Source organism: Kitasatospora sp. NBC_00240, from assembly GCF_026342405.1.
Taxonomy (GTDB): Bacteria; Actinomycetota; Actinomycetes; order Streptomycetales; family Streptomycetaceae; genus Kitasatospora.
Genome location: NZ_JAPEMU010000001.1, coordinates 2,745,353 through 2,770,611, shown reverse-complemented (window position 1 = coordinate 2,770,611; position 25,259 = coordinate 2,745,353). Strand labels below are relative to the sequence as shown.

Here is a 25,259-nt window from a genome sequence, read left to right as displayed (position 1 = left end):
CTGGACGACGAGGCCGGCACCCCGGGCAGCACCGGCGGGCAGTGGCGGGAGGCCTGGCAGCAGGCCACCGGCAAGGACGTCGACGACCTGCTCTGGGAGACCCCGGAGGGCATCGGCGTGAAGCCGCTGTACACCGGCGAGGACCTGGCGGGCCTGGACTTCCTGGCCACCTACCCGGGCATCGCGCCGTACCTGCGCGGACCGTACCCCACCATGTACGTCAACCAGCCCTGGACGGTGCGCCAGTACGCCGGCTTCTCCACCGCCGAGGAGTCCAACGCGTTCTACCGCCGCAACCTGGCGGCCGGCCAGAAGGGCCTGTCGGTCGCCTTCGACCTGCCGACCCACCGCGGCTACGACAGCGACCACCCCCGGGTGACCGGCGACGTCGGCATGGCCGGTGTGGCGATCGACTCGATCTACGACATGCGCCAGCTCTTCGACGGCATCCCGCTGGACCGGATGTCGGTGTCGATGACCATGAACGGCGCGGTGCTGCCGATCCTGGCGCTCTACATCGTGGCGGCCGAGGAGCAGGGGGTGGCGCCCGAGAAGCTCGCCGGCACCATCCAGAACGACATCCTCAAAGAGTTCATGGTCCGCAACACCTACATCTACCCGCCGCAGCCCTCCATGCGGATCATCTCCGACATCTTCGCGTACACCTCGCAGAAGATGCCCCGCTACAACTCCATCTCCATCTCCGGCTACCACATCCAGGAGGCCGGGGCCACGGCCGACCTGGAGCTGGCCTACACGCTGGCCGACGGCGTGGAGTACCTGCGCGCGGGCCTTGCGGCCGGCATGGACGTGGACGCCTTCGCGCCCCGACTGTCGTTCTTCTGGGCGATCGGCATGAACTTCTTCATGGAGGTCGCCAAGCTCCGCGCGGCCCGCCTGCTCTGGGCCAAGCTGGTGCAGCAGTTCGAGCCGAAGAACCCCAAGTCGCTGTCGCTGCGCACCCACTCGCAGACCTCCGGCTGGTCGCTGACCGCCCAGGACGTCTTCAACAACGTGACGCGCACCTGCGTGGAGGCGATGGCCGCCACCCAGGGCCACACCCAGTCGCTGCACACCAACGCCCTCGACGAGGCGCTGGCCCTGCCGACCGACTTCTCGGCCCGGATCGCCCGCAACACCCAGCTGCTGCTGCAGCAGGAGTCCGGCACCTGCCGGGTGATCGACCCCTGGGGCGGCTCCGCCTACGTGGAGAAGCTCACCGACGATCTGGCCCGCCGTGCCTGGGAGCACATCCAGGAGGTCGAGGCGGCCGGCGGCATGGCCAAGGCCATCGACGCCGGCATCCCCAAACTGCGCGTCGAGGAGGCCGCGGCCCGCACCCAGGCCCGGATCGACTCCGGCCGCCAGCCCGTCATCGGCGTCAACAAGTACCGGGTCGCCACCGACGAGCAGATCGACGTGCTCAAGGTCGACAACTCCTCCGTGCGCACCCAGCAGATCGACAAGCTCCGCCGGCTGCGCGCCGAACGCGACGAGGCGGCCTGCCAGGCCGCGCTGCGCGCGCTCACCGCCTCCGCCGAGGCCGGCCCGCAGAGCGGCGGCGGCCTGGAGGGCAACCTGCTGGCCCTGGCGGTGGAAGCGGCCCGGGCCAAGGCCACCGTCGGCGAGATCTCCGACGCCCTGGAGGCGGTCTACGGCCGCCACTCCGGCCAGATCCGTACCATCTCCGGTGTGTACCGAGACGAAGCAGGCCCCTCCACCGCCCTCGAGCGCACCCGCGCCCTGGTCGAGGCCTTCGAGCAGGCCGAGGGCCGCCGCCCGCGCATCCTGGTCGCCAAGATGGGCCAGGACGGCCACGACCGCGGCCAGAAGGTCATCGCCACCGCCTTCGCCGACCTCGGCTTCGTGGTCGACGTCGGCCCGCTCTTCCAGACCCCGGAGGAGGTCGCCCGGCAGGCCGTCGAGGCCGACGTCCACATCGTCGGCGTCTCCTCACTGGCCGCCGGCCACCTCACCCTGGTGCCCGCGCTGCGCACCGCGCTGGCCGAGGCCGGCCGCGACGACATCACCATCGTGGTCGGCGGGGTCATCCCCCCGCAGGACTTCGACGCCCTGCACGAGGCCGGCGCCGCCGCCGTCTTCCCGCCGGGCACGGTGATCCCGGACGCCGCCCACGACCTGCTGAAGTCGCTGGCCGCCGAGCTCGGCCACGAGCTGTAGGCCGCTGACGCCGATGGCCCGGACGATCGACCTCGACCAGTACATCCAGGGGGTGCGGGACGGCTCGCGCGCGTACATCGCGCGGGCCATCACCCTGGTGGAGTCCACCCGCCCCGACCACCGCGTCCTCGCCCAGCGCCTGCTGGTCGAGCTGCTCCCGCACAGCGGCAACGCGGTGCGGGTCGGTATCACCGGCGTCCCGGGCGTCGGCAAGTCCACCTTCATCGAGGCCCTGGGCACCATGCTCACCGGCCTCGGCCACCGGGTCGCGGTGCTCGCCGTCGACCCCTCGTCCAGCCGGACGGGCGGCTCCATCCTGGGTGACAAGACCCGGATGGAGAAGCTCGCGGTCGACCCGAACGCGTTCGTGCGTCCCTCGCCGACCTCGGGCACCCTCGGCGGGGTGGCCCGGGCGACCCGCGAGAGCATGGTCGTGATGGAGGCCGCCGGCTACGACGTCGTCCTGGTGGAGACCGTCGGCGTCGGCCAGTCGGAGACCACCGTCGCCGGCATGGTCGACACCTTCCTGCTGCTCACCCTGGCCCGCACCGGCGACCAGCTCCAGGGCATCAAGAAGGGCGTCCTGGAGCTCGCCGACATCGTCGCCGTCAACAAGGCCGACGGCCCGCACGAGCTGGACGCCAAGGCGGCCGCCCGCGAGCTGGCCGGCGCACTGCGGCTGCTCCAGGCCCCGGACGCGGCCTGGACCCCGCCGGTCCTCACCTGCAGCGGCCTGGGCGGCGCCGGACTGGACGAGCTCTGGGAGCGGCTCCAGCAGCACCGGCAGATCCTGGACGCGACCGGGGCGCTGGAGGCCAAGCGACGCGACCAGCAGATCGACTGGACCTGGGCGATGGTCCACGACGGCCTGCTCTCTCAGCTCCGCGAGCACCCCGAGGTCCGCCGCCTCACCCCGCTGCTGGAGCAGCAGGTCCGGGACGGCCGGTTGACCGCGACCCTGGCGGCCGAGCAGTTGCTGGCGGGCTTCCGTACACCGCGCGAGGACGGCCGACCGCCGGCCCCGTAGTGCTTCCCTGTACCGGTGGGCCCGGTGGCCCGGACGGATACCGTCCGGGCCACCGGGCCCACCGGCCGTCACCTTGCCCGGCCTTGCGTTGCCGGGCCGTCAGGCGGCCGCGGGGACGGGGCGGACGGTGGGGGAGGCGGGGGAGACGGGCTCGAAGCCCTTGGCGATCAGTCGCACGGCCAGCGTCACCTCCCAGGCGAACACCGGCAGCGCCGCCAGCGACCCGGCCGTCGAGACCTGCTCGTAGAGCCCGAACAGCACGGCGGTCGCCGAGGCGCAGATCAGCGGCCCGCCGACCAGTCCGAGGACCGCGACGAACCGCGGTACCAGCCGTGCGCGGTACATCAGCCAGGACAGCACCAGAGTGTTGGCGCCCAGGACGAAGTTGGGCCCGAGGAGGAACGTCCAGTCGTGGATCGCCACCAGGGCCCGTGCCACCGTGCGCAGTGACGCGGCGTCGGAGCCCGCGGCGCCCGCCGCGAAGTCCTGCCGGAGGGTCACCACCGACAGGACGCTGACGATGCCGACGACGATGACGGCGGCCTCCAGCAGGCGGGCGCAGACGTAGCCGAGCGCGGCCCCCTCGTGCTGCCGCCGCAGGACGGGGTACAGCGTGACCCCGGTGCCGACGACCGCCGCCGCCAGCAGCAGCTCGAACAGCGCCCCCAGGAACACCCGGCCGTCCGCGCCGGAGCCGGTCACATAGTCGGCGCCCTTCAGGACGGGGCCGTACAGCACCAGGCCGCCGATCGCGGTGATCTCGGTGACCAGGAACAGGACACCCGCGGCCACCGCGGTTCCTCTGGTTGGGCTCACTCGGACACTCCCCTCGAAAGGTGTACGGCGTACACCTGCCTCACGGTAGGCGTACGCCGTACACTCGTCAAGCCCGGACGCCGGTCCGGGAGTCGATCCGAGGGAGTTCAGCAGATGGCCCAGCCGACGGACCCGGCCCGCCGGGCCCCCCTGAGCAGGGACCGGGTGCTGCGCGCGGCCGTCGCGCTCGCCGACGGGACGGGGATCGAGACGCTCAGCATGCGCCGGCTCGCGCAGGAGCTGGGCGTGGTGCCGATGGCGCTCTACAAGCACGTCGCCAACAAGGAAGAGCTGCTGGACGGCATGGTCGACGCCGTGGTCGGCGGGATCGAACCGCCGGACCTCGACCCCGACTGGCGCGCCGCCGTCCGCCGGCGGATCCTCTCGGCCCGGGAGGCGCTGCGGAGCCACCCGTGGGCGTCCCAGGTGATCCGGTCCCGGAGCGGCCCGACGCCGGCCCTGCTCGCCTACATGGACTCGGTGATCGGCATCCTGCGGACCGGCGGCCTCTCGGTCGACCTCACCCATCACGCGATGCACGCCCTGGGCAGCCGCATCCTCGGCTTCACCCAGGAGGTCTTCGACGCCCCGCCCGGTGCTGCACCCGGTGCCGCACCGGGTGCCGCGCCCGGCACCGGGTCCGATCCGCGGGCCGGGGAGCAGGCGGCGGCGCTCCGGCAGCTGGCGGAGCGGTACCCCTACGTCACGGAGCTGGCCGGGGCGGCCGCCCACGACGACTCCGTGGTGGGCCAGGGCTGTGACGACCAGTTCGAGTTCGAGTTCGCGCTCGACCTCCTGCTGGACGGCTTCGAAAGGCTCCGGCAGCAGGGCTGGACCTCGTCCCCCGCCGGCGGGCGGGCCGGCTGACCGGGCGCCCACCCGCCCGGCACAGCGCACCGCCCGGTACAGCGCCGGGCCCGGCACAGCGCAAGGCCCGCCGGCGCGCGGGGCCGGACGTCACGTCCGGTCCTCGGCGCCCGCGGGCCTGCGGGGCTCATGCTTCGCCATTCAGCCCCAGAGGCTGCGCCCGGCGAGATCGGCGGTCTGCACGAACACCATGGCCGTCAGCAGCCCCAGGACGGCCAGCACCCCGGCCGTCTGGACCAGCACCTGGCCCTTGCGCGGCGCGAACACCAGCACCGAGCCGACCGCGAACCCCGCCAGCAGCCCGCCGAGATGGCCCTGCCAGAAGGTGAAGCCGGCCGAGGCCACCAGCCAGATGATCGCCCCCACCAGCTGCCGCCCGCCGCCGAGCGGGTCGTGGTGCATCTTCCTGGTCATCAGGAAGTACGTGGCGACCAGGCCGAAGATCGCCCCGGACGCGCCGACCGCCGCCGCCTCCGGGTCGATCAGGTACCCCAGGACCGACCCGCCGAGCAGGCTCGTCAGGTAGAGCGCCAGCAGGCGGACCCGCCCCAGCTGCTGCTCCACCACCCGCCCGAAGAGCCACAGCGAGTACATGTTCATCAGGATGTGCAGGATTCCGAACTGCCCGTGCGTGGCAGGCAGATGCAGGAACCCCGAGGTGACCAGCCGGTACCACTCGCCGTGCGCGATCCCGACCTCGTGGAAGCCCGGCGGCAGCAGATCGCCCTCGACGATGTACCGCAGGCCGTCCGGCCCGGTCACTCCCTGGCCGAGACTGTCGAACCGGTCGACGATGCCCGGACGGATCAGCTCGAGCACGTACACCAGTACGTTGGCGGCGATCAGGAGGTACGTCAGGAAGGGCGTGCCGATCAACTTCCCGCCGAACACCGTACGGGCCTGACGGATGCTCCGGTGGCCCTCCTTCACGCACTCCGGGCACTGGTGGCCGACCGGCGCGTCCAGCATGCAGTCCGGGCAGATGTAGCGCTCGCAGCGGGTGCACCTGATGTAGGACTCCCGGGTCGGATGCCGGTAGCAGGTGGTGGCGGGCTGCGCCTCGGGGGTCTGCGCCCCAGGGGTGACGTGCGTGGCGTCCATGGAAGGGCTGGTCTCCGTACGGTTCCGGCTGGGCCCGGCGGCTGGTCGCGGCCGGTGCAGCGAACAAGCTAGCGAACAGGCCCGCCGGCGGGAACGCAGGGGCGGGCTCCGCACCGGCCGCGGGGTGCCGGCCGGTCGGGGAGGCGGCGGGCCGGCGGCCGGACGGTCGTGGGACGGTCGTGGGGCGGTCCTGGGAACGGCCCGGGCGCCGGACGGCGATGGGCCGACCGGGTTGCCGCGGAAAACCTCGCCGCCGGGTGTCGATCCGGCCGCCGGCCGTTCGTGTAGAGGGTGGAAGGCCGGCCCGGTGCCGGCCGCCGGAACCGGAGGAGGAGCCATGAAGCAGTACCTGCTCAGCATCTACCAGCCCGACGGCGAGCTGCCCGCGCCCGAACTGCTCGACCGGGTGATGCGGGACCTCGACGTCCTCAACCAGGAGATCAGGGTGGCCGGGGCCTGGGTCTTCACCGGCGGACTGCACCCCGCCGACACCGCCACCGTGGTGCGGGTCCAGGACGGCGCGATGCTCACCACCGACGGCCCGTACGCCGAGGGCAAGGAACACCTCGGGGGGTTCTGGGTGATCCGCGCGCCCGACCTCGACGCGGCGCTCGAATGGGGCCGCCGGGCCGCCCGGGCGACCACCCTGCCGATCGAGGTCCGCCCCTTCCAGGACGGACCCGAGGGCTGACCGCCGCCATGCCGCACCCCCGGCCCGGCGCACCTGACCCCGGCGCTCCTGCCCCCGCTGCTCCCGGTATCGGGCCTGTTGCCGGCGGGCCGCCCGCCGTCGCCGAGATCGAGCGCGTCTTCCGTCAGGAGTACGGCCGCGCGGTGGCCGTACTGGTCCGCCGCTTCGGTGACATCGACCTCGCCGAGGAGGCGGTCCAACACGCCTTCACCAGGGCGGTGGAGCGCTGGCCGGCCGACGGCGTGCCGCCGAGCCCGGCCGGGTGGATCATCACCACCGCCCGCAACCGGGCCGTCGACGACCTCCGCCGGGAGTCCGTCCGGGCGGACCGCCAGGCCGGCGCGGCACGGCTCGGCCCGGCGGGCGGGCCGGCTCCCGACGAGGGAGCGGCGGCCGGCTGGGGGACGGACGGCCCCGCGATGGAGGACTCGGCGGACGACGACCGGCTGCGCCTGATCTTCACCTGCTGCCACCCCGCGCTCGCCCCCGCCGCCCAGGTCGCTCTCACCCTGCGACTGCTGGGCGGGCTGAGCACGGCCGAGATCGCGCACGCCTTCCTCGTCCCGGAGCCGACCATGGCGCAGCGGCTGGTCCGGGCCAAGCGCAAGATCCGCGACGCCGGGATCCCGTACCGGGTCCCCGGCCGGGCCGAGCTGGCGGAGCGGCTGCGGGCCGTCCTCGCGGTGGTCTACCTGGTGTTCAACGAGGGGTACACGGCGAGTTCGGGTGATCGGCTGGTCCGCGCCGACCTCTGCGCCGAGGCCGTCCGGCTCGGCCGGCTGCTGGCCGCCCTGATGCCGGACGAGCCGGAGGTCACCGGGCTGCTGGCGCTGATGCTGCTCACCGACTCGCGGCGGGCCGCCCGCACCACCCCGTCCGGCGACCTCGTCCGGCTGGCCGACCAGGACCGGGACCGCTGGGACCACGAGCTGATCGCCGAGGGCCAGGCCCTGGTGCGGCGGTGCCTGCGGCTCGACCGGCCCGGCCCGTACCAGATCCAGGCGGCGATCAACGCCGTGCACAGCGACGCACCCGTCGCCGCGGCGACCGACTGGCGGCAGATCGTGCAGCTCTACGACCGGCTGCTGACGCTGGCGCCGGGCCCGGTGCCGGCCCTCCACCGGGCGGTGGCGGTGGCCGAGGTGGACGGGCCGCAGGCCGCGCTGGCCCTGGTCGAGGGGCTGGACCTGGACGGTTACCACCTCTTCCACGCCGTCCGGGCGGACCTGCTCCGCAGGCTGGGGCGGACCACCGAGGCGGCCGCCGCGTACGAGGCGGCGGCCGCCCTGACCGGGAACGCGGCCGAGCGCGCCTTCCTGCTCGGGGCCCGCCGGGCGCTGGACGGGACCTGACCACCACCATGTCCGTGCGGTGCCGGCACCGCGGCACCGGCACCGGCACCGATGCCGGGCCGGTGTCCTTGGCGCCCGCCGGCGCCCGGGTCATTCGCCGGTCTTCTGCCTGATCAGCTTGAGGGCGTCGTTCCAGGCGGTCTTCGGATCGGCGCCGTCCTGCTCGACCGCCCGCAGACCGGTCTCGGTGAGGACGGTCTTCACCGTGCCGTCGTCCTTGCCGATCGGCGCGGGCCGGACGAACTGCGCCGCGGCGGCGTAGATCCGGCCGACCGGGGCGTCCCCGAAGAAGTCGAGCTTCGCCTGCTGGACGGCGGGCAGCTGCAGCGCCGCCGTGGTGGAGGGAAGGTTGCCGACCTTGGCGAAGACCTTGGCCTGCTGCTCGGGCGCGGTGAGCCAGGCGGCCAGGGCGGCGGCCTCCTTGGGATGCGCCCCGCCGCCGGGGACGGTCAGGAAGGCGCCGCCCCAGTTGCCTGCCACCGGGGCCTGCGCGATGTCCCACTGGCCGGCGGCGCCGTCGTCGGACTGGCTGCTGATCAGGCCGGTCATCCAGGAGGGGCAGACCACGGTGGCGAACCGGGACAGGAAGAAGCCGGTGTTCCAGGCGCCCTGGAACTGGGTCAGCCCGGCGCTCATGCCGCCCTGCGCCGCCCGGACCGCGACGTCCCAGGCCTTCTTCACCCCGGGGCTGGACTGGTGGTCGAGCTTGCCGGAGGCGTCCGAGTACTGCTGCGGCTCGCCGGCCAGGACGGCGTTGAAGAGGCCGCCGACCGAGTCGGTGAAGAACGTCCCCTTGGGGGCGGCGGCCTGGTAGCGGCGGCCGACGTCGACGAACCGGTTCCAGTCGCCCTTCCACAGGGCGGCGACCGCCTCCCGGTCGGTGGGCAGTCCGGCCTTCTTGAAGAGGTCCTTGCGGTAGCAGACCGCCATCGGGCCGATGTCGGTGCCGAGGCCGATCATCCGGCCGTCGGCGGTGGTGCCCTGCTGCGCCTTCCAGGGCAGCCAGGCGGCGGGATCCACGCCGGGTGTGCCGCGCAGGTCGGTGAACCGGTCGCCGTAGGTGCTGGTGGCCTGGGCGATGTAGCCCACCTCGACCGCCTGGATGTCGGCGAGACCGCTGCCCGCGGCCAGTTTGGGGGTCAGGGCGTCCCAGTAGGCCTGGCCGTCCTGGGTGATCTGGGCGTGGATGTTGATCTCGGGGTGGGCGGTCATGTACTCCCGGTACAGGCCGGCCTCGTGGTAGCCGAAGGTCCCGAACTCGCCGACCGTCAGGGTGATCGTCCCCTGATCGGCGGTGGCCGAGGCTGCGCCGGCCCCCGTCGGCGCGCCCGCCGGGGAGCCTTCGAAGGCGCAGCCGGTGAGCAGCAGCACCCCGGTGGTGAGCGCCGCCGCGAGGCGCCGGGCGCCGGCGCGGTGCGGCCGTGTGGCGCCTCGCGGCCGGGGGTGGGACGGGCGGCGCGGGGTTCTCGGCATGGTGCGGTGGCCTCTCACGGGCGGGGGAGGAGGAGCCGGGCGGCGGCGGGGGAGGGGAACGGCGGTGGTGGGAGGGGGTGACGGGCGGCGGGGCGCGGCCGGGGTGCTGCTCCGATGGGTGGGAGCGCTCCCACTGAAGGGTGGAGGACCGGCCCGGGAGCGTCAAGATCGGTGCGGCGGCGTTTCCGAACCGTGTCGTTGGCATGGACGTGCGGTCCTGCGGGCTGGCGGGCTGGCGGGCCGGCCGTCCGGGGCGGCAGCCTGCCGCCCCGGACAGCCGGAGCCCCGCCCCGGACAGCCCCCGCGGCCCCGGTCCCGTCCGGTCAGCCCTTGCGGGGATACGGGTCGGTGTTGAAGCGCAGGGCGGGGGAGGCCTGCGCGGCGAGGCTGTGCGCCTGCTCGGGCCACCAGGCGCCGGCGATGGGGTCGACGCCGCCGTACTCGGGATCGGTCCCGCCCGCCGTACCCCGGGTGCAGCTGCCGTCCGACTCGCCGGGGACCTTGATCCACAGGTAGGCGTCGAGCAGCGGGACGCCGGTGTCGGCGGTCGGGCGGGTGCCCAGGCCGCGGGCCGGCGGGTTGCACCAGGTCTGCGGGTCCGGGTACTGGGCGGTGGGCGTCCACGGCCCCTGGCCGTTGCGGCTGCTGTCGACGACGAAGTGCGGCAGCCGGGCGTCGGCCGGCACGTGGGCGGCGTACCAGGCGTCCGCGTCGGCCTGCGGCCAGTACTGGTTGGCGCAGTCGTCGGCGGCCGCGCCGGGGGTGTTGGCCAGGTACCAGCTGCACTTGGCCACCAGCGTGCCGTACCGGACGAGGTCGGCGTCCCGCTGGTAGTTGGAGACGTTCAGGAAGAAGCCCTGGGCCCGGGCCACCCCGGCCGCGTCGAGCAGCGCCGCCATGGTCCCGACGTTCTGCCAGGAGCTGTGGCCGCCGTCCAGGTAGACCAGTGCCCCGCTCTGCCGCTCCAGCCGGTCGACGGCGGCGTTCGTCTCGGCCAGCCGGTCGGCCTGCTGCTGCGCGGTGCCGCCGCAGAAGGCGGGGCTGAGGGCGAGGCCGTCGGGCTCCAGCACGACCACGGTGGGCCGCCGCCCGATGCCCTCGGCCAGCGCGTCCACCCAGGTCGCGTACTGGGCGGAGTCGGCGGCGCCGCCGGCCGAGTACTGGGAGCAGTCGCGGCCGGGCACGTTGTAGGCCACTGCCACCGGCGTCTGCCGCAGCACGGCCGCCTTCGCCTGCAGCGCGGCCATCTCGCGGGTGGTCTGCGCCGGGTCGGCCGTCCCGGTGAACCACTGGGCGACCGGCCAGCTGGCCAGCTTGGCCATTGCGGCGGCCCCCGTGGTGTCGCCGGCCCGGAGGTCGGTGACGGCCTGCTGGGCGGCCTTGCTCGCCGGGTCGATGAAGAAGTGCGTACCGGCGGGGAGCGAGCGGGCGGCCGGTGGAGCGGCGGGTCCGGCCGCGGCCGCGGGTCCGGCGCCGAGGCCGGTGAGCGCGGCGAGCGTCGCGGTCACGGCCAGTGCCGCTCGCGTGGTGCGGGCGATGCGCATGACGGTAACTCCCTGTGAGTGGGTTCGGGCGGGCGGGGCGGTCCCGGCGCCCCGCGGATCCCGGTGCGGACGGTTCGGGTGGTGGGGACGGTGCGGATGCAGGGGCACCGGACGGCCGGCGGGCGGCCGCGCCCGGACAGGGCCCGGCCGTCCGGGTCCGGCGGGCGGATCGGGGCTGGTCCGGGCGGTGCGGGTGCGGGCGGGCGGTGGCTGCGCCGTGCGTTGGACGGCCCCGGTACCTGGGAGCGCTCCCAGGTACCGGGGCGGCCGGTCCCCGCATGAGTGGGTGGGGGCAGGGACCGCCACACATGAAGTCAGAGTCCCCGGGAGGCGTCAAGACTTCTCACCGGCTTCAAGTTCTGAACCGGCGAAGGGCCCGCCGACGGCCTGACGGGCCGACAAGGCGCCACTGGCTCAAATCTCTGAAGGAGTGTTCGACGATTCGACGCTCCGGACCGGCAACGAAGCCCCCTGATGGCCGAATTGAGCGCCGGAGCGGGTGGTCGGGGGTCGGTCGCGGCCGGTCGGCCGGGGCGGTCCCCGTCGGTTCCGCCCCTGCGGCCGGGCGACGCCGCCGGCCCGCGCCGGGTGACCGCCCGGGGTGCCGAGGGCCCACGTCACCTGCCGATCGCCCGCCGCCCGGCACGGCGGCAGGACCGCGGGCGGCGGCGCCGAGGCTGGCCGCCCGGGGGCCTCGGTGGCCGGGTCGTGGTCGGTTCCATGGTCCTCCCACGGGTGGCGGCCATCGGGCTGCCGGGTTTCCGCGGGTGCCGGCCGGCGCCTGTGCCCTCCGCCCGGCGTCCGTCCGGCGCTCCGGGCGCGGCGGCCCCGCGGTCGGCCGGGCGCGCTCTCCCCGGCCCGTCCGCCGGTCCGCTACCCAGCCCTGTGACCTGCGGAGACGACAAGGGCACGGAAGGCCGGCCGGGCTGTGCGCGGAGGCCTTGCCGGGCGCTCGGCCCGACATCGGCAGGACACGCTCCGGTAACGGCTTGGACTTCATGTCTTGACACGCCTGCCGGACGGGAAGCAACCTTTCGGCAGACGCATGGGAGCGCTCCCACCACGAAGGGGCGAATCCCAGCCGTCAGCACCACCCCAAGGTCGCTTTTCCCCGGCCGGATCCCGGCTCTCCCTGACATCGCTTCCGCCCCATTCCCGAGCCGCACCGCCGCGTCTCGGACCAAGGAGATGGACATGCGCACGTCCCGTGCCACCCGCACCACCCGTTCCCGTCGCGCCGTCGTGCTCGTCACGACCGTGCTGAGTGCCACGGCGCTGCTGGCCACCGGTTGCTCCAGCAGCGGGTCGAGCAGCGACAAGGCCGCCGACCCGAACGAGAAGATCACTCTCACCGTGGGCGACTTCGGGACGTTCGGCTTCAAGGAGGCGGGCCTGTTCGACGCGTACACCGCGCTGCACCCGAACATCACCGTCAAGGAGAACACCACCACCCAGGAGGCGGACTACTGGACCGCCGTCCAGACCCACCTCGCGGCGGGCAGCGGCCTGGACGACATCCAGGCCCTGGAGGTCGGCCGGATCGCGCTCGCCACCTCCGACGCGCTGAGCGGCTCCTTCCAGGACCTCTCCAAGGCCCCGGGGATCAAGAAGGACGACTACCTGCCGTGGAAGTGGCAGCAGGCCACCACCGCGAGCGGCAAGACCATCGGTCTGGGCACCGACGTCGGCCCGATGGCGGTCTGCTACCGCCAGGACCTCTTCCAGGCGGCCGGCCTGCCCTCCGACCCGGCGGCCGTCAGCGCGCTGTGGGCCGGCGACTGGGCCAAGTACGTCGAGGTCGGCAAGCAGTTCCAGGCGAAGGCCGCCAAGGGCACCTTCTTCATGGACTCCGCCACCGGCCTGTTCAACGCCACGGTCTCCAGCAGCACCGAGCAGTACTACAAGAACGGCAAGCTCAACTACAAGGACTCGGCGAGCGTCAAGACCGCCTGGGACCTCGCCATGAAGGCCGACGCCGCGGGCAGCTCGCAGGGCCTCAAGGAGTTCGACCCGACCTGGCAGACCGCGTTCACCCAGTCCACCTTCGCCACCACCATCTGCCCGTCCTGGCAGCAGGCGAACATCGAGAAGTACTCCGGCCCGGCCAACGCCGGCAAGTGGAACGTCGCCCAGGCGCCCGCCGCCGGCAACTGGGGCGGCTCCTTCCTGTCCGTCCCGAGCTCCGGCAAGCACGTCGCCGCGGCCCAGGACCTGGTGGCCTGGCTGAGCGCCCCCGAGCAGCAGGCCAAGGTCTTCCAGAAGGTCGGCAACATCCCGTCCAACCAGAACGCCTACGCCCTGCCCGGCGTGACCGACTTCAAGAACCCCTACATCGGCCCGAACGCGCCGACCGGCCAGATCTTCTCCACCGCGGCCAAGGCCATCAAGCCCGCCGAGACCGGCCCCAAGGCCGGTGACCTGCAGACCGCCTTCTCCAACGGCATCCTGCTGGTCGAGCAGAACGGCAAGAGCGCCGGCGACGCCTGGAACGAGACCGTCAAGCAGATCGACAGCACCATCCAGTAGCCGGCCGGCGGGGGCCGCCCGGTCAGCGCACCGGGCGGCCCCCGCCCGCCCCACCCGACGTCCATCGGCGTCCCGTCCGGCAGCCGGCGCCGCCGGGCCCGGGCCCGCCGTCCAAGGCCCCGAAGACCCGGCGGCATCCCACTGGCCCTCGCCAGTGGGCCGAAGGCAGCAATCCACGGAAGGAAGCCACACGTGGCCACCTCCATCACCGCCCGCGGGAGCGACCCAGGCTCCGCGACGCCGGACCGACCCCACCCCGTACCGCCGAAGGACGAACGGCGCCAGGCCTGGCGCAGCCGTCTGTACCGCTGGGACACCAAGGGCTCGCCCTACGCCTTCGTGTCGCCGTTCTTCCTGGTCTTCGCGGCGTTCGGGCTCTTCCCCCTGCTCTACACCGGCTGGCTGTCGCTGCACCAGGTGAGCCTCTACAACGTCGACCAGGCGAAGTGGGTCGGGCTGAAGAACTACACCGACCTCTTCACCGGGCCGCCCAGCCACTTCTTCTGGAACGCCCTGGGCAACACCTTCACGCTCGGCATCCTGTCCACGGTGCCGCAGCTGATGATCGCCATCGGCCTGGCCCACCTGCTCAACTACAAGCTCCGCGCCAGCTCCTTCTTCCGGACGGCCCTGCTCGCGCCGTACGCGACCTCGGTCGCCGCCGCCACCCTGGTGTTCGCGCTGATCTTCAGCCCGGAGAGCGGGATGGCGAACTGGTTCCTCGGCCTGTTCGGGGTCGACCCGGTGGCCTGGGAGGCGGGTGAGTGGACCTCCCAGCTGGCCATCTCGCTGATCGTCACCTGGCGCTGGACCGGCTACAACGCCCTGATCTTCCTCGCCGCGATGCAGGCCGTGCCGGGCGATCTGTACGAGGCCGCGGCCCTGGACGGCGCCTCCCGCTGGAAGCAGTTCCTGCACGTGACCGTCCCCGCGCTGCGGCCGACGATCCTCTTCACGGTCGTCGTCTCGACCATCGGGGCCACCCAGCTCTTCGGCGAGCCCTTCCTGTTCGGCGGCCAGAGCGGCCACCAGGGCGGCACCGCCCACCAGTACGAGACCCTCGGGGTCTTCATGTACGACCAGGGATTCCGCAACAGCATGCTCGGCCGCGCCTCCGCCATCGCCTGGACGATGTTCGCGCTGCTGCTGCTGATCGGCCTCGTCAACGCCCTGATCGCCCGCCGCCTGCGCAAGTCGCAGTGAGAGGAGGAACCATGACCGCCGTACACCCGGCCGCTCCGGTCCGCACCGCGGACCAGGACGCCCAGGCCCAGGCGCCACGGCGTCGCCTCCGCTCCGCGCGGAAGGGCGCGGGCCGCCAGCACCATGCCGGCCCGCTGACCTACGTCGTCCTGGTCCTGGTGGCGCTCGCCTCGCTGTTCCCGCTGTACTGGACCCTGGTCGCGGCCTCCACCGACGCCCACGCCGTGGTCTCCACCCCGCCGCCGATGGTCCCGGGCGGCAACCTGTTCAAGAACCTGTCCTACGTCTGGCACAACGCCGGCGGCCGGGGCATGGGCGTGGCGCTGCTCAACTCCACGCTGGTCGCCGGGTCCGTCACGATCGGCACGGTCAGCTTCTCGCTGCTGGCCGGATTCGCCTTCGCCAAGCTCCAGTTCCCCGGCCGGGGCGCGATGATGGGCCTGGTGATCGCGACCCTCGCGGTGCCGGCCCAGCTGAGCGTGGTGCCGCTGTTCATCCTGATGAAGAACCTCGGCCAGGGCAACCACCTGAGCGCGCTGATCCTGCCCTCGCTGGTGACCGCCTTCGGTGTCTTCTTCATGCGTCAGTTCCTGGTCCAGGCACTGCCCTCGGAGCTGTTGGAGGCCGCCCGGATGGACGGCGCCAACTCGCTGCGGGTGGTGTGGCACGTCGTGGTGCCGATCGCCCGCCCCGCGATGGCGGTGCTCGGTATGCTGACCTTCGTCCAGTCCTGGAACGACTTCCTGTGGCCGATCATCGCGATGAACGGCTCCTCCAACCCGACCGTGCAGGTCGCCCTCGCCGGGCTCGGCACCGGATGGTCCACCGACTGGTCGATCATCATGGCCGGCGCGCTGATCGGCACGCTACCCCTGCTGCTCGTGTTCGTCCTGTTCGGCAAGCACATCGTCGGCGGGATCACCCAGGGCGCCGTCAAGGGCTGAGCCCCGGCACCCCGGCCGGGCGGGGCCGGCGGCTCCTCCGCCGCCGCCCCGCCCGCCACCCTCCCCGCTGCCTCTCTTCCTCGCACATCTGGAGCGTCCCCCGATGACACCCGTGTCCTCATCCGCCCCGCACCGCCCGGCCGAAACCAGCTCCCAGGAAGGACAGTTGACCTTCCCGAGCACCTTCCTCTGGGGCTCCGCCACCGCGGCCTACCAGATCGAGGGCGCGGCCGCGGAGGACGGCCGCACCCCGTCGATCTGGGACACCTTCAGCCACACCCCTGGCAAGACGCACCAGGGCGACACCGGCGACGTGGCCACCGACCACTACCACCGGTTCCGCGAAGACGTCGCTCTGATGGCCGAGTTGGGCCTCAAGGCCTACCGCTTCTCGATCTCCTGGCCCCGGGTGCAGCCCACCGGCCGGGGGCCGGCGGTGGAGCGCGGCCTCGACTTCTACCGCGCCCTGGTGGACGAGCTCCTCGCGGCCGGTATCGAACCGGTCGCCACCCTCTACCACTGGGACCTCCCGCAGGACTTGGAGGACCTCGGCGGCTGGACGGTCCGCGAGACCGCCGAGCGCTTCGGCGAGTACGCGGCGATCGCGGCCCGCGCGCTCGGCGACAAGGTCAAGTTCTGGACCACCCTGAACGAGCCGTGGTGCAGCGCCTTCCTCGGCTACGGCTCCGGCGTGCACGCCCCCGGCCGCACCGACCCCGCCGACGCCCTGCGCGCCGCCCACCACCTCAACCTCGCCCACGGCCGGGCGGTGGCCGCCCTGCGCGCCGAACTGCCGTCCGACGCCAAGGTCTCCGTCACCCTCAACCTGCACCAGGTCCGCGCCCTGACCGGCTCCCCGGCCGACCTCGACGCGGCCCGGCGGATCGACGCCGTCGGCAACCGGGTCTTCACCGGCCCGATCCTGGAGGGCGGCTACCCGGCCGACCTGCGGGCCGACACCGCCCACCTGGTCGACTGGGACACCCTGGTGCAGCCCGGTGACGAGGCCGTGATCGGCGCGCCGATCGACGTCCTCGGCATCAACTACTACAGCCCGACCCTGGTGTCGGCCCCGGCCGAGGGCGAGGAGCTCGCCCCCGGCGAGGCCGCGAAGAACGACGCCCACGGCGCCAGCGACCACTCGCCCTGGCCCGGCTCCGAGCAGGTCGTCTTCCACCTGCCGCCCGGCGAACTCACCGCCATGAACTGGGCGATCGACCCGAGCGGCCTGTACGACCTGATCACCGACGTCTCCCGGCGCCACCCGGGCCTGCCGCTGATGATCACCGAGAACGGCGCCGCGTTCGAGGACACCGTCAACGCCGAGGGCGAGGTGCTCGACCCGCGCCGGATCGACTACGTCCACCGCCACCTGGCCGCCGTGCACCGGGCCATCGCGGACGGCGCCGACGTCCGGGGCTACTTCCTGTGGTCCCTGCTGGACAACTTCGAATGGTCGTACGGCTACAGCCGCCGTTTCGGGGCCGTGTACGTCGACTACGCCACCCAGCTCCGGATCCCCAAGGCCAGCGCCCGCTGGTACGCGCGGACCGTGCGGAGCAACTCGATCCCCCAGGTGGACAGCCCGTCCTGACACGGGCCGCCGCCGGGAAGGCGGCGGGGGCGAAGGGGACACCGCCCCCGCCGCGGGGCCGGGCACGGCAGCCGAGGGTCTGCCGTGCCCGGCCCGTCGCCGTCCGGGCACGGCGGGCCCGGTCCGGCCGTTCAGCTGTTCGACCGTTCATCCGTTCAGTCGTCCGCTCGTCCGCTCGTCCGCTCGTCCGCTCGTCCGCTCGTCCGCTCGTCCGTCCGGCCCCGGCGGGTCGAGGGCGTTCGGAGCGGCGAGCGCCGCCGAAGCCGCAGGACTCGAAGGAGAGGACACTCGATGGAGAACCCGCAACCGACGATCCGCCCGTACCGCCCGGCCGACCGCGAGGCCGTCTACGACATCTGCGTCCGCACCGCCGAGGCCGGCGGCGACGCCACCGGCCTGTACAAGAACGAGCAGGTGCTCCCGGACAACTTCGCCGGGCCGTACCTGGAACTCGAACCCGGCCTCGCCTTCGTCCTGGACGACGGCCGAGGCACCGCCGTCGGGTACGTGCTCGGCACCTCCGACACCGCCCGCTTCGTCACCGAGCTCCGCGAGCGCTGGCTCCCCCGGGTCGGCCACCGCTACCCGCCGCCGGCGGGGGAGCCGGCCGACGGTGACGAGCTGATGGCCATGCTGTTGCACAACCCCGAGCGGATGATCCTCCCCGAGCTGGCCGACTACCCCGCCCACCTGCACATCGACCTGCTGCCGGAGTACCAGGGACGGGGCTTCGGCCGGCTGCTGATCGAGCGGCTGCTCGCCGCCCTGCACCGGGCCGGCGCGGGTCAGGTCCACCTCGGGATGGTGAGCGCCAACACCGGCGCCCGGGCCTTCTACGACCGCACCGGCTTCCATGTCGTTCCGGTGCCCGACCCGGGCGTGCTGACCTACCTGGGCCGCTCGACCGCGCCCTGATCCGGCCGTCCGGCGAGTGACGGCGCCGGGCCCGAGCCCCGTCCGACTCGTGCCCCCGTCCGACTCGTGCCCCTGACCGGCCCGACCCCGGACCGGCCGACCCCCGGTCCCGCCCGCCGACCCGGGCCGGACCGGGGGTTGGGCCATTGGGGTGGCGGGGTTTGCGCGGCGTGCAGGCCGTGCGCCAGCATCACCTCCCGTGAAGATCACCGGGGACCGCGAAGCCGCCCGCCGGCCTGCCGTACGCGAGCCCTGGGGCGACCCGGTGTCCGCCGTACCCCGCCCCACCCCACCGGACGGCCGGCCCGCGGCCCGCGTCCCGGCGCCCGGCCGCGGCCCGCGGCGGCCCGCCGGACCGCTGAGGCGGCGCCGACGCCGGTTGCGGCTGCTCGCGGCCCGGCTCTACACCTCCGTCCTGATGTCGAACCCGCCGCGCAGCTGGGCCGCGCCGATGGCCGACGGACGCTACGGGCCGGCCGACGGCGCCCCGCTGACCCTGCTGATGCTCGGCGACTCGCTGGCCAGGAGCGTCGGCGCGGGCACCCGGGAGGAGACGCTCGGCGCCCTGCTGGCCCAGGGCCTCGCCGACCGCGGCGGGCGCCCGGTGAACCTGCGCGTCCTGGCCAGGGCCGGCGCCACCACCCGCACCCTGCACCAGCAGGTGGCCCGGGCCGGGACGCTGCGGCCCGGGCTCGCCGTGATCATCGTCGGCAGCAACGACACCATGCTGCCGGCCCCCGTCGGCCGGGCCGCCCGGCGGTTCGCCCGGGTGCTCGACGGGCTGGGCGCGGCCGGCTGGGAGATCGTCGTGGTGCCCTGCGCCGACCCGGGCGGGGCACCGGGCTTCCGGTCACCGGTCCGCGCCGTCGCCTCCCGCCGGGCCCGCCGGCTGGCCCGCCTGCAGACCAGGGCGGCGGTACGGGCCGGGGCGCTGATCGGGCCCTCGGCGGTGGACGAGTTCCGCGACCGGGCCGCCGAGCTGTTCGGCCCCGACGGTGTGCACCCCTCGCCCCGGGGCTACGCCGAGTACGCGCGGAAGATGCTGCCGACCCTGCTGTCGGTCCCCGTCCACGCGGGCGTCGGCCGGTAGGCTCGGTCAGGTGCCGACGGAGCCGGAACCGGACCGGGGCCCGGACGTCGAGCGTCACGAGACGCCCGACGAGCGGGCCGACCGCAACCTGGTCGAACTGCTCCAGGAACTCCGGGTCGTCCAGACCGGCGTGCAGATCGTCTTCGCCTTCCTGCTGGGTCTGGCCTTCACCAGCCGGTTCCCGCAGCTCGACGACTTCCAGACCGGCGTCTACGTCACCACGCTGCTGCTCACCGTGGTCGCCTCGGCGGTGCTGGCCACCCCGGTCGCGCTGCACCGCGGGCTGTTCCACCGGGGGGCCAAGCGCCGGATCGTCGCGCTCTCCTCGCGGCTGGCCGAGGCGGGCCTGCTCTTCCTGGCGCTGGCGCTCAGCGGCGCCGTGCTGCTGATCACCGACGTGGTGCTCGGATCCGTACCGGCCGCGGTGATCACCGCGCTCACGGGGCTGATGTTCGCGGGCCTCTGGTTCGTCCTGCCGTGGACCCAGCGACAGCGGTGAACGGCGCTCGCCCCGGACGGTCGGCGCGGGGGCGGGGGAGGTGCTGGTACCGCCCCGCCCGGTCGGGCAGGGTGGGGAGGTGATGCCGGGCTGCGGTGTCCGGCACGGCGGTTCGCCGCAGTACGCCGCACGACGGGAAGAGGACGACCGGCCATGACCACGCAGATCAGCAAGGACACCCGGCTGTGCATGTCGCTGGCCGCGCGGCCCGGCAACTTCGGCACCAGGTTCCACAACTTCCTCTTCCGGGAACTCGGCCTGGACTACCTCTACAAGGCCTTCACCACCACCGACCTGCCGGCGGCGATCGGCGGGGTCCGGGCGCTGGGCATCCGGGGCTGCGCGATCTCCATGCCGTTCAAGGAGGAGGTGATCGCGCTGGTCGACGAGCTGGACCCGTCGGCGGCGGCGATCCGCTCGGTCAACACGATCGTCAACGACGACGGGGTCCTGCGGGCCTGCAACACCGACTACCTCGCCGTCGCCCAGCTGCTGGAGGTCCACCGGGTGCCGCTGGACGCCACCGTCGCGGTCCGTGGCAGTGGCGGCATGGCCAAGGCCGTGGCCGGCGCGCTCGGCGACGCCGGGTACCGCTCCGGCACGGTGGTCGCCCGCAACGAGCCGGCCGGCCGTGCCCTGGCCGAGGCGCAGGGCTGGTCCTGGCGCTCCGACGTGGGCGGCCTGCGGGCCGACCTGATCGTCAACGTGACGCCGATCGGCATGCGCGGCGGCCCCGAGGCGGAGGACCTTTCCTTCGAGCCCGCGACCGTGGAGGCCGCGACGACCGTCTTCGACGTGGTCGCGCTGCCGGTGGAGACACCGCTGGTCCGCCGGGCCCGCGCACTCGGCCGGCAGGTGATCAGCGGACACGAGGTGCTGGTGCGGCAGGGGTTGGAGCAGTTCGTCCGCTACACCGGGGTGCGCCCCGACCGGGAGCTGGTCGAGCGCGCGGCGGCCCAGGCCCGGGACTGACGGCCGGGACGGGGCCGGGGCCTGCGGGCGGTGTCCCGCCGCCCGCAGGCCCCACCCGCCCTACCTGCCGGCCGGCCCGGCCAGCCGCACCGCGGCGGTCAGCGGCAGCTCGCCGCTGGACGGCCCGGCCAGCACGGTGAACCCGCCGGGCTCCCCGAGCCAGCGCCCGTCCTCCACCGACCAGTGCTGCAGGGCCCGCCCGTCCACCGGCACGTCCACCTCGACCCGCTGCCCCGGCTCGGCCCGGACGGCCGCGAAGCCGGCCAGCCAGCGCACCGGCCGCTCCACCCCGCTGCCGGGCCGCGCCAGGTAGACCTGCACCACCTCGCGCGAGCTGCGGGTGCCGGTGTTGCGCAGCGCCACCCGGACAAAGAACCCGGCCCCCTGCGCCACGAGTTCGGGCACCGCCAGCCCCAGGTACTCCCAGGCGCCGTACCCGAGCCCGTGCCCGAACCAGTACGCCGGGCGCTCCCCGGCCCGCAGCCAGCCCCGGTAGCCGATGTGCAGCCCCTCCGTGTAGGCGAGCACGCCGCCCTGCGGGGTGGTGTCGAGCACCGGCGCGTCCCGTTCCTCGGCCGGCCAGCTGGTCGGCAGCCGCCCGCCCGGCTCGGCCCGGCCGAACAGCACGTCGGCCAGCCCGTCGCCGCCCTCCTGGCCGGGGAACCAGCCGAGCAGCACCGCCGCCACCTCCTCGCGCCAGGGCAGCAGCACCGGGCCGCCCGTGTTGACCACCACCACGGTGGCCGGGTTGGCCGCCGCGACCGCCGAGACCAGGGCGTCCTGGCCGCCCGGCAGCCGCAGGGTGGTGCGGTCGAAGCCCTCGCTCTCGTGCTCGTCGGTGGTGCCCACCACGACGACCACGGCGTCGGCGCCCCGGGCGAGTTCCACCGCGGCCGCCAGCTCGGCGGCCTCGGCGGCGACCGGCGGGTCGGCGGCGAGCACGATCACCCGGCCGTGCGCCGCCTCGGCGGTCCGCCGGGCCCGCAGGGCCACCTCCTGGCCGGCCGTCAGCTCAAGTTCGACCTGCCGGAAGGAGGGTGCCACGTGCAGGTAGGTCGGGTCGTCGGACTCGGCGGGCACGTACGCGTCCAGCAGCACGGCGCCGTCGGCCTCCAGCACGATCCGGCCGAGGCCGACCACGCCGATCCGCCAGCGGCCGGCGGTGGGCGCCCGGAACACGGTGCTGACCTCGACCGCCCCGAAGGAGTCGAGCCCGGCGCCCTCCGAAGGCTCCAGCACCCGGCCGCTCGGCCGGTGCTCGCGGTGCAGTTCCCGGCCGTCGGCGTCCAGGTAGCGGGCCAGCAGGCCGGGTTCGCCGGTCCCCGGGTGGCGGCAGTCGGCCTGCTCCAGCGGTGTCGGCCGCAGCGCCGTCCGTACCCCGGCGGCGTGCCCGACCAGGACGCCGTCGGGCAGTGCGGCCCGGATGCCCTCCAGCGGGGAGACCACCGAGGCGGGGAAGACCGCCGCGCTGCCGCCGCCCTGTACCCGGGCGGTGGCGGCGTTCGGGCCGATCACGGCCACCCGGCGCAGCGCCTTGGCGTCCAGCGGCAGGACGGCGTCCCGGTTGTGCAGCAGCACGGCGGCGGCCGCGGCCGCCCGGCGGAGCAGTCCGCGGGTCGTGTCGTCGGCCGGTGTCGGGGCCGGGGCGGACTCCGTGGCCGGGCCGTCGAGCGCGCAGACCCGGCCGGCCAGCCGGAGCAGCCGGCGGACCTTGTCGTCCAGGGCGGCCTCGCTCACCAGGCCGGACCGGACGGCCTCGGCCAGGGCCGCGGCCCAGTGCTCGTTCGGGCCGGGCATGGCGAGGTCGACGCCGGCGGAGCCGGAGGGGGCGGTGTTGCGGATCGCGCCCCAGTCGGAGACCACCAGGCCGTCGAAGCCCCACTCGCCCTTCAGCGGCTCGGCGAGCAGCGAACTCTCGCTCATCGACTCGCCGTTGACCCGGTTGTAGGCGGACATCACGGCCCACACCCCGGCCCGGACGGCGGCCTCGAAGGGGGCCAGGTAGACCTCGCGCAGGGTCCGCTCGTCCACCCGGGCGTCCAGGGTGAGCCGTTCGGTCTCCGAGTCGTTGGCGACGTAGTGCTTGGCGGTGGCCGCGACCCCGCCGCTCTGCACGCCCTCGATGTAGGCCGCGCCGATCCGGCCGGTGAGCAGCGGGTCCTCGGAGAAGCATTCGAAGTGCCGCCCGGCGAGCGGGGACCGGTGCAGGTTGAGGGTGGGGGCGAGCAGCATGTCGACGCCTTTGCGGCGGGCCTCGGCGGCGAGCAGGGCGCCCAGTTCGCGGACGAGGTCCTCGTCCCAGCCGGCGGCCATCGCGGTGACGGAGGGCAGCGCGAGCGCGGTGTCCGACTCGTCCCAGCGCTCGCCGCGGACGCCGACCGGCCCGTCCGAGGTGATGATCGGCCGCAGGCCCAGGGCGGGTTCCGCGCTGGTGCGGAAGGTGCCGCCGCCGGAGACCAGCGCGGCCTTGCGGTCCAGGTCCAGGGCCAGGGCGGCCGCGTCCAGGGCGGCCGCCTTCGGGGCAGCCGGGGCCAGGTCGGGGGCGGCGGGGGCCGGGCCCCGGTCCGTGGCGGTGTCGGCGGTGGTGCGGATGTCGGTCATCCCTTCGTCGCTCCCTGCATGATTCCGTCGATGATCTGGCGCCCCATCAGCAGGAAGACCGCGATGACGGGGAGGCTGGCGACGAGTGCGCCGGTGAGGACGAGGGAGTAGTCCTTGATGTAGCCGCTGGCCAGTTCGGAGAGGGTGAGCTGGATGGTGGGGTTCTGCTGGGTCATCACGACCTTGGGCCAGTAGAAGTCGTTCCAGGTGGCCATGAAGGTCAGCATGCCGAGCACGCTCATCGCCGGGCGGGCGGTCGGCAGCACGATGTGCCGGACCAGGCCGCGGGTGGTGCAGCCGTCGATCCGGCCGGCGTCGAGGAGTTCGTCCGGCAGCGAGGTGACCAGGTACTGGCGCATGAAGAACAGGCCGAAGGCGTTGGCGGCGGCCGGCACGATCAGGGCCTGCAGGTGGTCCGCCCAGTGCAGCCAGTTGGCCATCATGATGTAGAGCGGGATGATGCCCAGCTGGGTCGGCACCATCATGGTCGCCACCACGCCGGCCAGCAGCGGCCTGCTGCCCCGGAACGGCAGTTTGGCGAAGGCGAAGCCGCCGAAGGTCGAGGTGAGCACCACGCTCGCGGTGACCAGCGAGGAGACGATCAGCGAGTTCAGCAGGGCCAGGCCCATGTCGGTCCGGCTGAAGGCCTGGCCGATGTTGTGCAGCAGGTTGGCGCCCGGCAGCAGGATCGGCGGCACGCTGTGGATGTCGGTGTTGTTGCGCGAGGCGGCGACCAGCGTCCAGTAGAGCGGGAACACCGAGAGCGCCACGGCGGCGCCGAGGAAGGCGTACACGCCCCGGCCCGCGGAGAGTTGGCGGTTGCGGCTCATCAGGCGTCCAGTCCCTTCATCCGGCGGGCGGCGATCAGGTTGGCGGCGACGATCACGACGATCAGCAGGAACATCGCCCAGGAGACGGCCGCGCCGTAGCCGTACTTGAAGCGGCCCCAGAACTGGTTGTAGGAGTACAGCGCGAGGGTCTGGAACTGGTGCTGGGAGCCGCCGGTGGTCGGGTCCTGCTGCTGGCCGAAGAGCATCGGCTCGCCGAACAGCTGGAGCGCGCCGATGGTGGAGACGATCACCGAGAACAGGATCGTCGGGCGGAGCATCGGGACGGTGATCGAGCGGAACTGCCGCCAGCGGCTCGCCCCGTCGATGGCGGCGGCCTCGTACAGCTCGAACGGCACGGCCTGCATCGCGGCGAGGAAGATCAGGGCGTTGTAGCCCGTCCAGCGCCAGGTGACGATGGCGGAGATGGCCGTCCAGGAGGAGAGCGTGCCGGCCTGCCAGTCGATGTGCTCGACGCCGAACAGGCCGAGCGTCCAGTTGATCAACCCGTAGTCACGGCCGAAGAGTTGGACGAAGATCAGGGTGACGGCGGCGACCGAGGTGACGTTGGGCAGCAGGACGCCGAGCCGAAACAGCGTCCGCCCGCGCATCCGGTAGTTCAGCAGGTGCGCGAGGACGAGCGCGAGCAGCAGCTGCGGAACGGTGGAGAGCACGCCGATGCCGACGGTGTTCTTCAGCGCGTTGAGGAAGAACGGGTCGTCCAGCAGCTTGCGGTAGTTCTCCAGCCCGACCCACTGCCCCTGGCTGCCGGGGACGTCGACCCGCCAGTTGGTCATCGACACGTACCCGGTGTAGAGCATCGGGAAGAGCCCGAAGCCCGCGAACACCAGGAAGAACGGCGCGATGTAGAGGTACGGCGAGAGGGTGCGGTCGAGCCGGTGCCGACGGTGGGCCGCCACGGGTGCGCGGGCGGCCCGGGCGCTCCGGCCGGCGGAGACGGACGCAGCCATCTGGGTGTGCTCCTTGGAGGGTGGCGCGGTGCCGGCGTGGTGTCAGATCCACGCCGGCACCGCGG

General features: G+C 73.7%; 20 protein-coding genes. 13 read left to right on the top strand and 7 right to left on the bottom strand.

Annotation, left to right across the window (positions count from 1 at the left end; genetic code table 11):
• Positions 1-2,181, top strand: coding sequence for a methylmalonyl-CoA mutase (gene scpA, locus OG689_RS11820; protein ID WP_266327036.1), 2,181 nt, complete (start codon positions 1-3; stop codon positions 2,179-2,181).
• Positions 2,182-2,194: 13 nt separating this feature from the next.
• Positions 2,195-3,208, top strand: a complete 1,014-nt coding sequence (gene meaB / locus OG689_RS11815; RefSeq protein ID WP_266319996.1) for a methylmalonyl Co-A mutase-associated GTPase MeaB — start codon at positions 2,195-2,197, stop codon at positions 3,206-3,208.
• Positions 3,209-3,307: 99 nt separating this feature from the next.
• Here the strand turns inward: meaB and OG689_RS11810 are convergent, their stop codons facing one another.
• Complete coding sequence (locus OG689_RS11810; RefSeq protein WP_266319995.1) at positions 3,308-4,000, bottom strand: DUF4386 domain-containing protein; 693 nt, start codon at positions 3,998-4,000, stop codon at positions 3,308-3,310.
• A gap of 138 nt (positions 4,001-4,138) precedes the next feature.
• On the opposite strand from OG689_RS11810, the gene OG689_RS11805 reads away from it, so the two are divergent.
• Positions 4,139-4,891, top strand: coding sequence for a TetR/AcrR family transcriptional regulator C-terminal domain-containing protein (locus OG689_RS11805; protein WP_266319994.1), 753 nt, complete (start codon positions 4,139-4,141; stop codon positions 4,889-4,891).
• Between the two features lie 141 nt (positions 4,892-5,032).
• Here OG689_RS11805 and OG689_RS11800 read toward each other — a convergent pair whose 3' ends face one another.
• Complete coding sequence (locus OG689_RS11800) at positions 5,033-5,992, bottom strand: rhomboid family intramembrane serine protease (RefSeq protein WP_266319992.1); 960 nt, start codon at positions 5,990-5,992, stop codon at positions 5,033-5,035.
• Between the two features lie 337 nt (positions 5,993-6,329).
• Between OG689_RS11800 and OG689_RS11795 the strand changes: the two genes are divergently transcribed.
• Together OG689_RS11795 and OG689_RS11790 are read left to right on the top strand one after the other, a co-directional pair.
• Positions 6,330-6,683: a YciI family protein gene (locus OG689_RS11795; protein WP_266319990.1), complete on the top strand. Its 354-nt coding sequence runs from the start codon at positions 6,330-6,332 to the stop codon at positions 6,681-6,683.
• Between the two features lie 8 nt (positions 6,684-6,691).
• Complete coding sequence (locus OG689_RS11790) at positions 6,692-8,035, top strand: RNA polymerase sigma factor (RefSeq protein ID WP_266319988.1); 1,344 nt, start codon at positions 6,692-6,694, stop codon at positions 8,033-8,035.
• 90 nt (positions 8,036-8,125) lie between these two features.
• Here the strand turns inward: OG689_RS11790 and OG689_RS11785 are convergent, their stop codons facing one another.
• Positions 8,126-9,508 (bottom strand): ABC transporter substrate-binding protein, encoded by a 1,383-nt coding sequence (locus tag OG689_RS11785; RefSeq protein ID WP_266319986.1) that lies wholly within the window; start codon positions 9,506-9,508, stop codon positions 8,126-8,128.
• 323 nt (positions 9,509-9,831) lie between these two features.
• Positions 9,832-11,052 (bottom strand): glycoside hydrolase family 6 protein, encoded by a 1,221-nt coding sequence (locus OG689_RS11780; RefSeq protein WP_266319984.1) that lies wholly within the window; start codon positions 11,050-11,052, stop codon positions 9,832-9,834.
• Between the two features lie 1,194 nt (positions 11,053-12,246).
• Between OG689_RS11780 and OG689_RS11775 the strand changes: the two genes are divergently transcribed.
• From OG689_RS11775 to OG689_RS11740, 8 genes are all read left to right on the top strand, one after another.
• Positions 12,247-13,578, top strand: coding sequence for an extracellular solute-binding protein (locus OG689_RS11775; protein ID WP_191291238.1), 1,332 nt, complete (start codon positions 12,247-12,249; stop codon positions 13,576-13,578).
• A 300-nt stretch (positions 13,579-13,878) separates the two neighbouring features.
• Entirely contained in the window at positions 13,879-14,781 is a 903-nt protein-coding gene (locus OG689_RS11770; RefSeq protein WP_229912910.1) for a carbohydrate ABC transporter permease, read from the top strand.
• 11 nt (positions 14,782-14,792) lie between these two features.
• Positions 14,793-15,725 (top strand): carbohydrate ABC transporter permease, encoded by a 933-nt coding sequence (locus tag OG689_RS11765; protein ID WP_266319982.1) that lies wholly within the window; start codon positions 14,793-14,795, stop codon positions 15,723-15,725.
• A 103-nt stretch (positions 15,726-15,828) separates the two neighbouring features.
• Positions 15,829-17,319, top strand: coding sequence for a GH1 family beta-glucosidase (locus OG689_RS11760; RefSeq protein ID WP_266319981.1), 1,491 nt, complete (start codon positions 15,829-15,831; stop codon positions 17,317-17,319).
• Positions 17,320-17,610: 291 nt separating this feature from the next.
• Positions 17,611-18,234 carry a GNAT family N-acetyltransferase gene (locus OG689_RS11755; protein WP_266319979.1) on the top strand — a complete coding sequence of 208 codons (624 nt, stop codon included), beginning with the start codon at positions 17,611-17,613 and terminating at the stop codon, positions 18,232-18,234.
• Between the two features lie 199 nt (positions 18,235-18,433).
• Entirely contained in the window at positions 18,434-19,324 is an 891-nt protein-coding gene (locus OG689_RS11750; protein ID WP_266319978.1) for an SGNH/GDSL hydrolase family protein, read from the top strand.
• Between the two features lie 10 nt (positions 19,325-19,334).
• Positions 19,335-19,823: a DUF6328 family protein gene (locus OG689_RS11745; protein WP_266319976.1), complete on the top strand. Its 489-nt coding sequence runs from the start codon at positions 19,335-19,337 to the stop codon at positions 19,821-19,823.
• 153 nt (positions 19,824-19,976) lie between these two features.
• Entirely contained in the window at positions 19,977-20,795 is an 819-nt protein-coding gene (locus OG689_RS11740; protein ID WP_266319974.1) for a shikimate 5-dehydrogenase, read from the top strand.
• A 60-nt stretch (positions 20,796-20,855) separates the two neighbouring features.
• On the opposite strand, the gene OG689_RS11735 is transcribed toward OG689_RS11740, so the two are convergent.
• The 3 genes from OG689_RS11735 to OG689_RS11725 are packed head-to-tail and all read right to left on the bottom strand — an operon-like array spanning position 20,856 to position 25,194.
• Complete coding sequence (locus tag OG689_RS11735; RefSeq protein ID WP_266319972.1) at positions 20,856-23,396, bottom strand: glycoside hydrolase family 3 C-terminal domain-containing protein; 2,541 nt, start codon at positions 23,394-23,396, stop codon at positions 20,856-20,858.
• The gene (locus tag OG689_RS11730; protein ID WP_266319971.1) at positions 23,393-24,226 is read right to left on the bottom strand and encodes a carbohydrate ABC transporter permease; all 834 of its coding nucleotides are present in this window, start codon (positions 24,224-24,226) and stop codon (positions 23,393-23,395) included. Before OG689_RS11730 ends, OG689_RS11735 begins: the two co-directional genes overlap by 4 nt.
• Positions 24,226-25,194, bottom strand: a complete 969-nt coding sequence (locus tag OG689_RS11725; protein WP_266319970.1) for a carbohydrate ABC transporter permease — start codon at positions 25,192-25,194, stop codon at positions 24,226-24,228. The genes OG689_RS11730 and OG689_RS11725 overlap by 1 nt, the downstream gene beginning before the upstream one ends.
• Between the last annotated feature and the right edge of the window lie 65 nt (positions 25,195-25,259).

Excerpts from the sequence above, each read along its gene's own strand:
- OG689_RS11790 (WP_266319988.1), top strand. The coding sequence starts at position 6,692 with ATGCCGCACCCCCGGCCCGGCGCACCTGACCCCGGCGCTCCTGCCCCC.
- OG689_RS11740 (WP_266319974.1), top strand. The coding sequence starts at position 19,977 with ATGACCACGCAGATCAGCAAGGACACCCGGCTGTGCATGTCGCTGGCC.
- OG689_RS11800 (WP_266319992.1), bottom strand. The coding sequence starts at position 5,992 with ATGGACGCCACGCACGTCACCCCTGGGGCGCAGACCCCCGAGGCGCAG.
- OG689_RS11795 (WP_266319990.1), top strand. The coding sequence starts at position 6,330 with ATGAAGCAGTACCTGCTCAGCATCTACCAGCCCGACGGCGAGCTGCCC.
- OG689_RS11735 (WP_266319972.1), bottom strand. The coding sequence starts at position 23,396 with ATGACCGACATCCGCACCACCGCCGACACCGCCACGGACCGGGGCCCG.
- OG689_RS11775 (WP_191291238.1), top strand. The coding sequence starts at position 12,247 with ATGCGCACGTCCCGTGCCACCCGCACCACCCGTTCCCGTCGCGCCGTC.
- OG689_RS11765 (WP_266319982.1), top strand. The coding sequence starts at position 14,793 with ATGACCGCCGTACACCCGGCCGCTCCGGTCCGCACCGCGGACCAGGAC.
- OG689_RS11725 (WP_266319970.1), bottom strand. The coding sequence starts at position 25,194 with ATGGCTGCGTCCGTCTCCGCCGGCCGGAGCGCCCGGGCCGCCCGCGCA.
- meaB (WP_266319996.1), top strand. The coding sequence starts at position 2,195 with ATGGCCCGGACGATCGACCTCGACCAGTACATCCAGGGGGTGCGGGAC.
- OG689_RS11755 (WP_266319979.1), top strand. The coding sequence starts at position 17,611 with ATGGAGAACCCGCAACCGACGATCCGCCCGTACCGCCCGGCCGACCGC.
- OG689_RS11760 (WP_266319981.1), top strand. The coding sequence starts at position 15,829 with ATGACACCCGTGTCCTCATCCGCCCCGCACCGCCCGGCCGAAACCAGC.
- OG689_RS11780 (WP_266319984.1), bottom strand. The coding sequence starts at position 11,052 with ATGCGCATCGCCCGCACCACGCGAGCGGCACTGGCCGTGACCGCGACG.
- OG689_RS11730 (WP_266319971.1), bottom strand. The coding sequence starts at position 24,226 with ATGAGCCGCAACCGCCAACTCTCCGCGGGCCGGGGCGTGTACGCCTTC.
- OG689_RS11805 (WP_266319994.1), top strand. The coding sequence starts at position 4,139 with ATGGCCCAGCCGACGGACCCGGCCCGCCGGGCCCCCCTGAGCAGGGAC.
- OG689_RS11785 (WP_266319986.1), bottom strand. The coding sequence starts at position 9,508 with ATGCCGAGAACCCCGCGCCGCCCGTCCCACCCCCGGCCGCGAGGCGCC.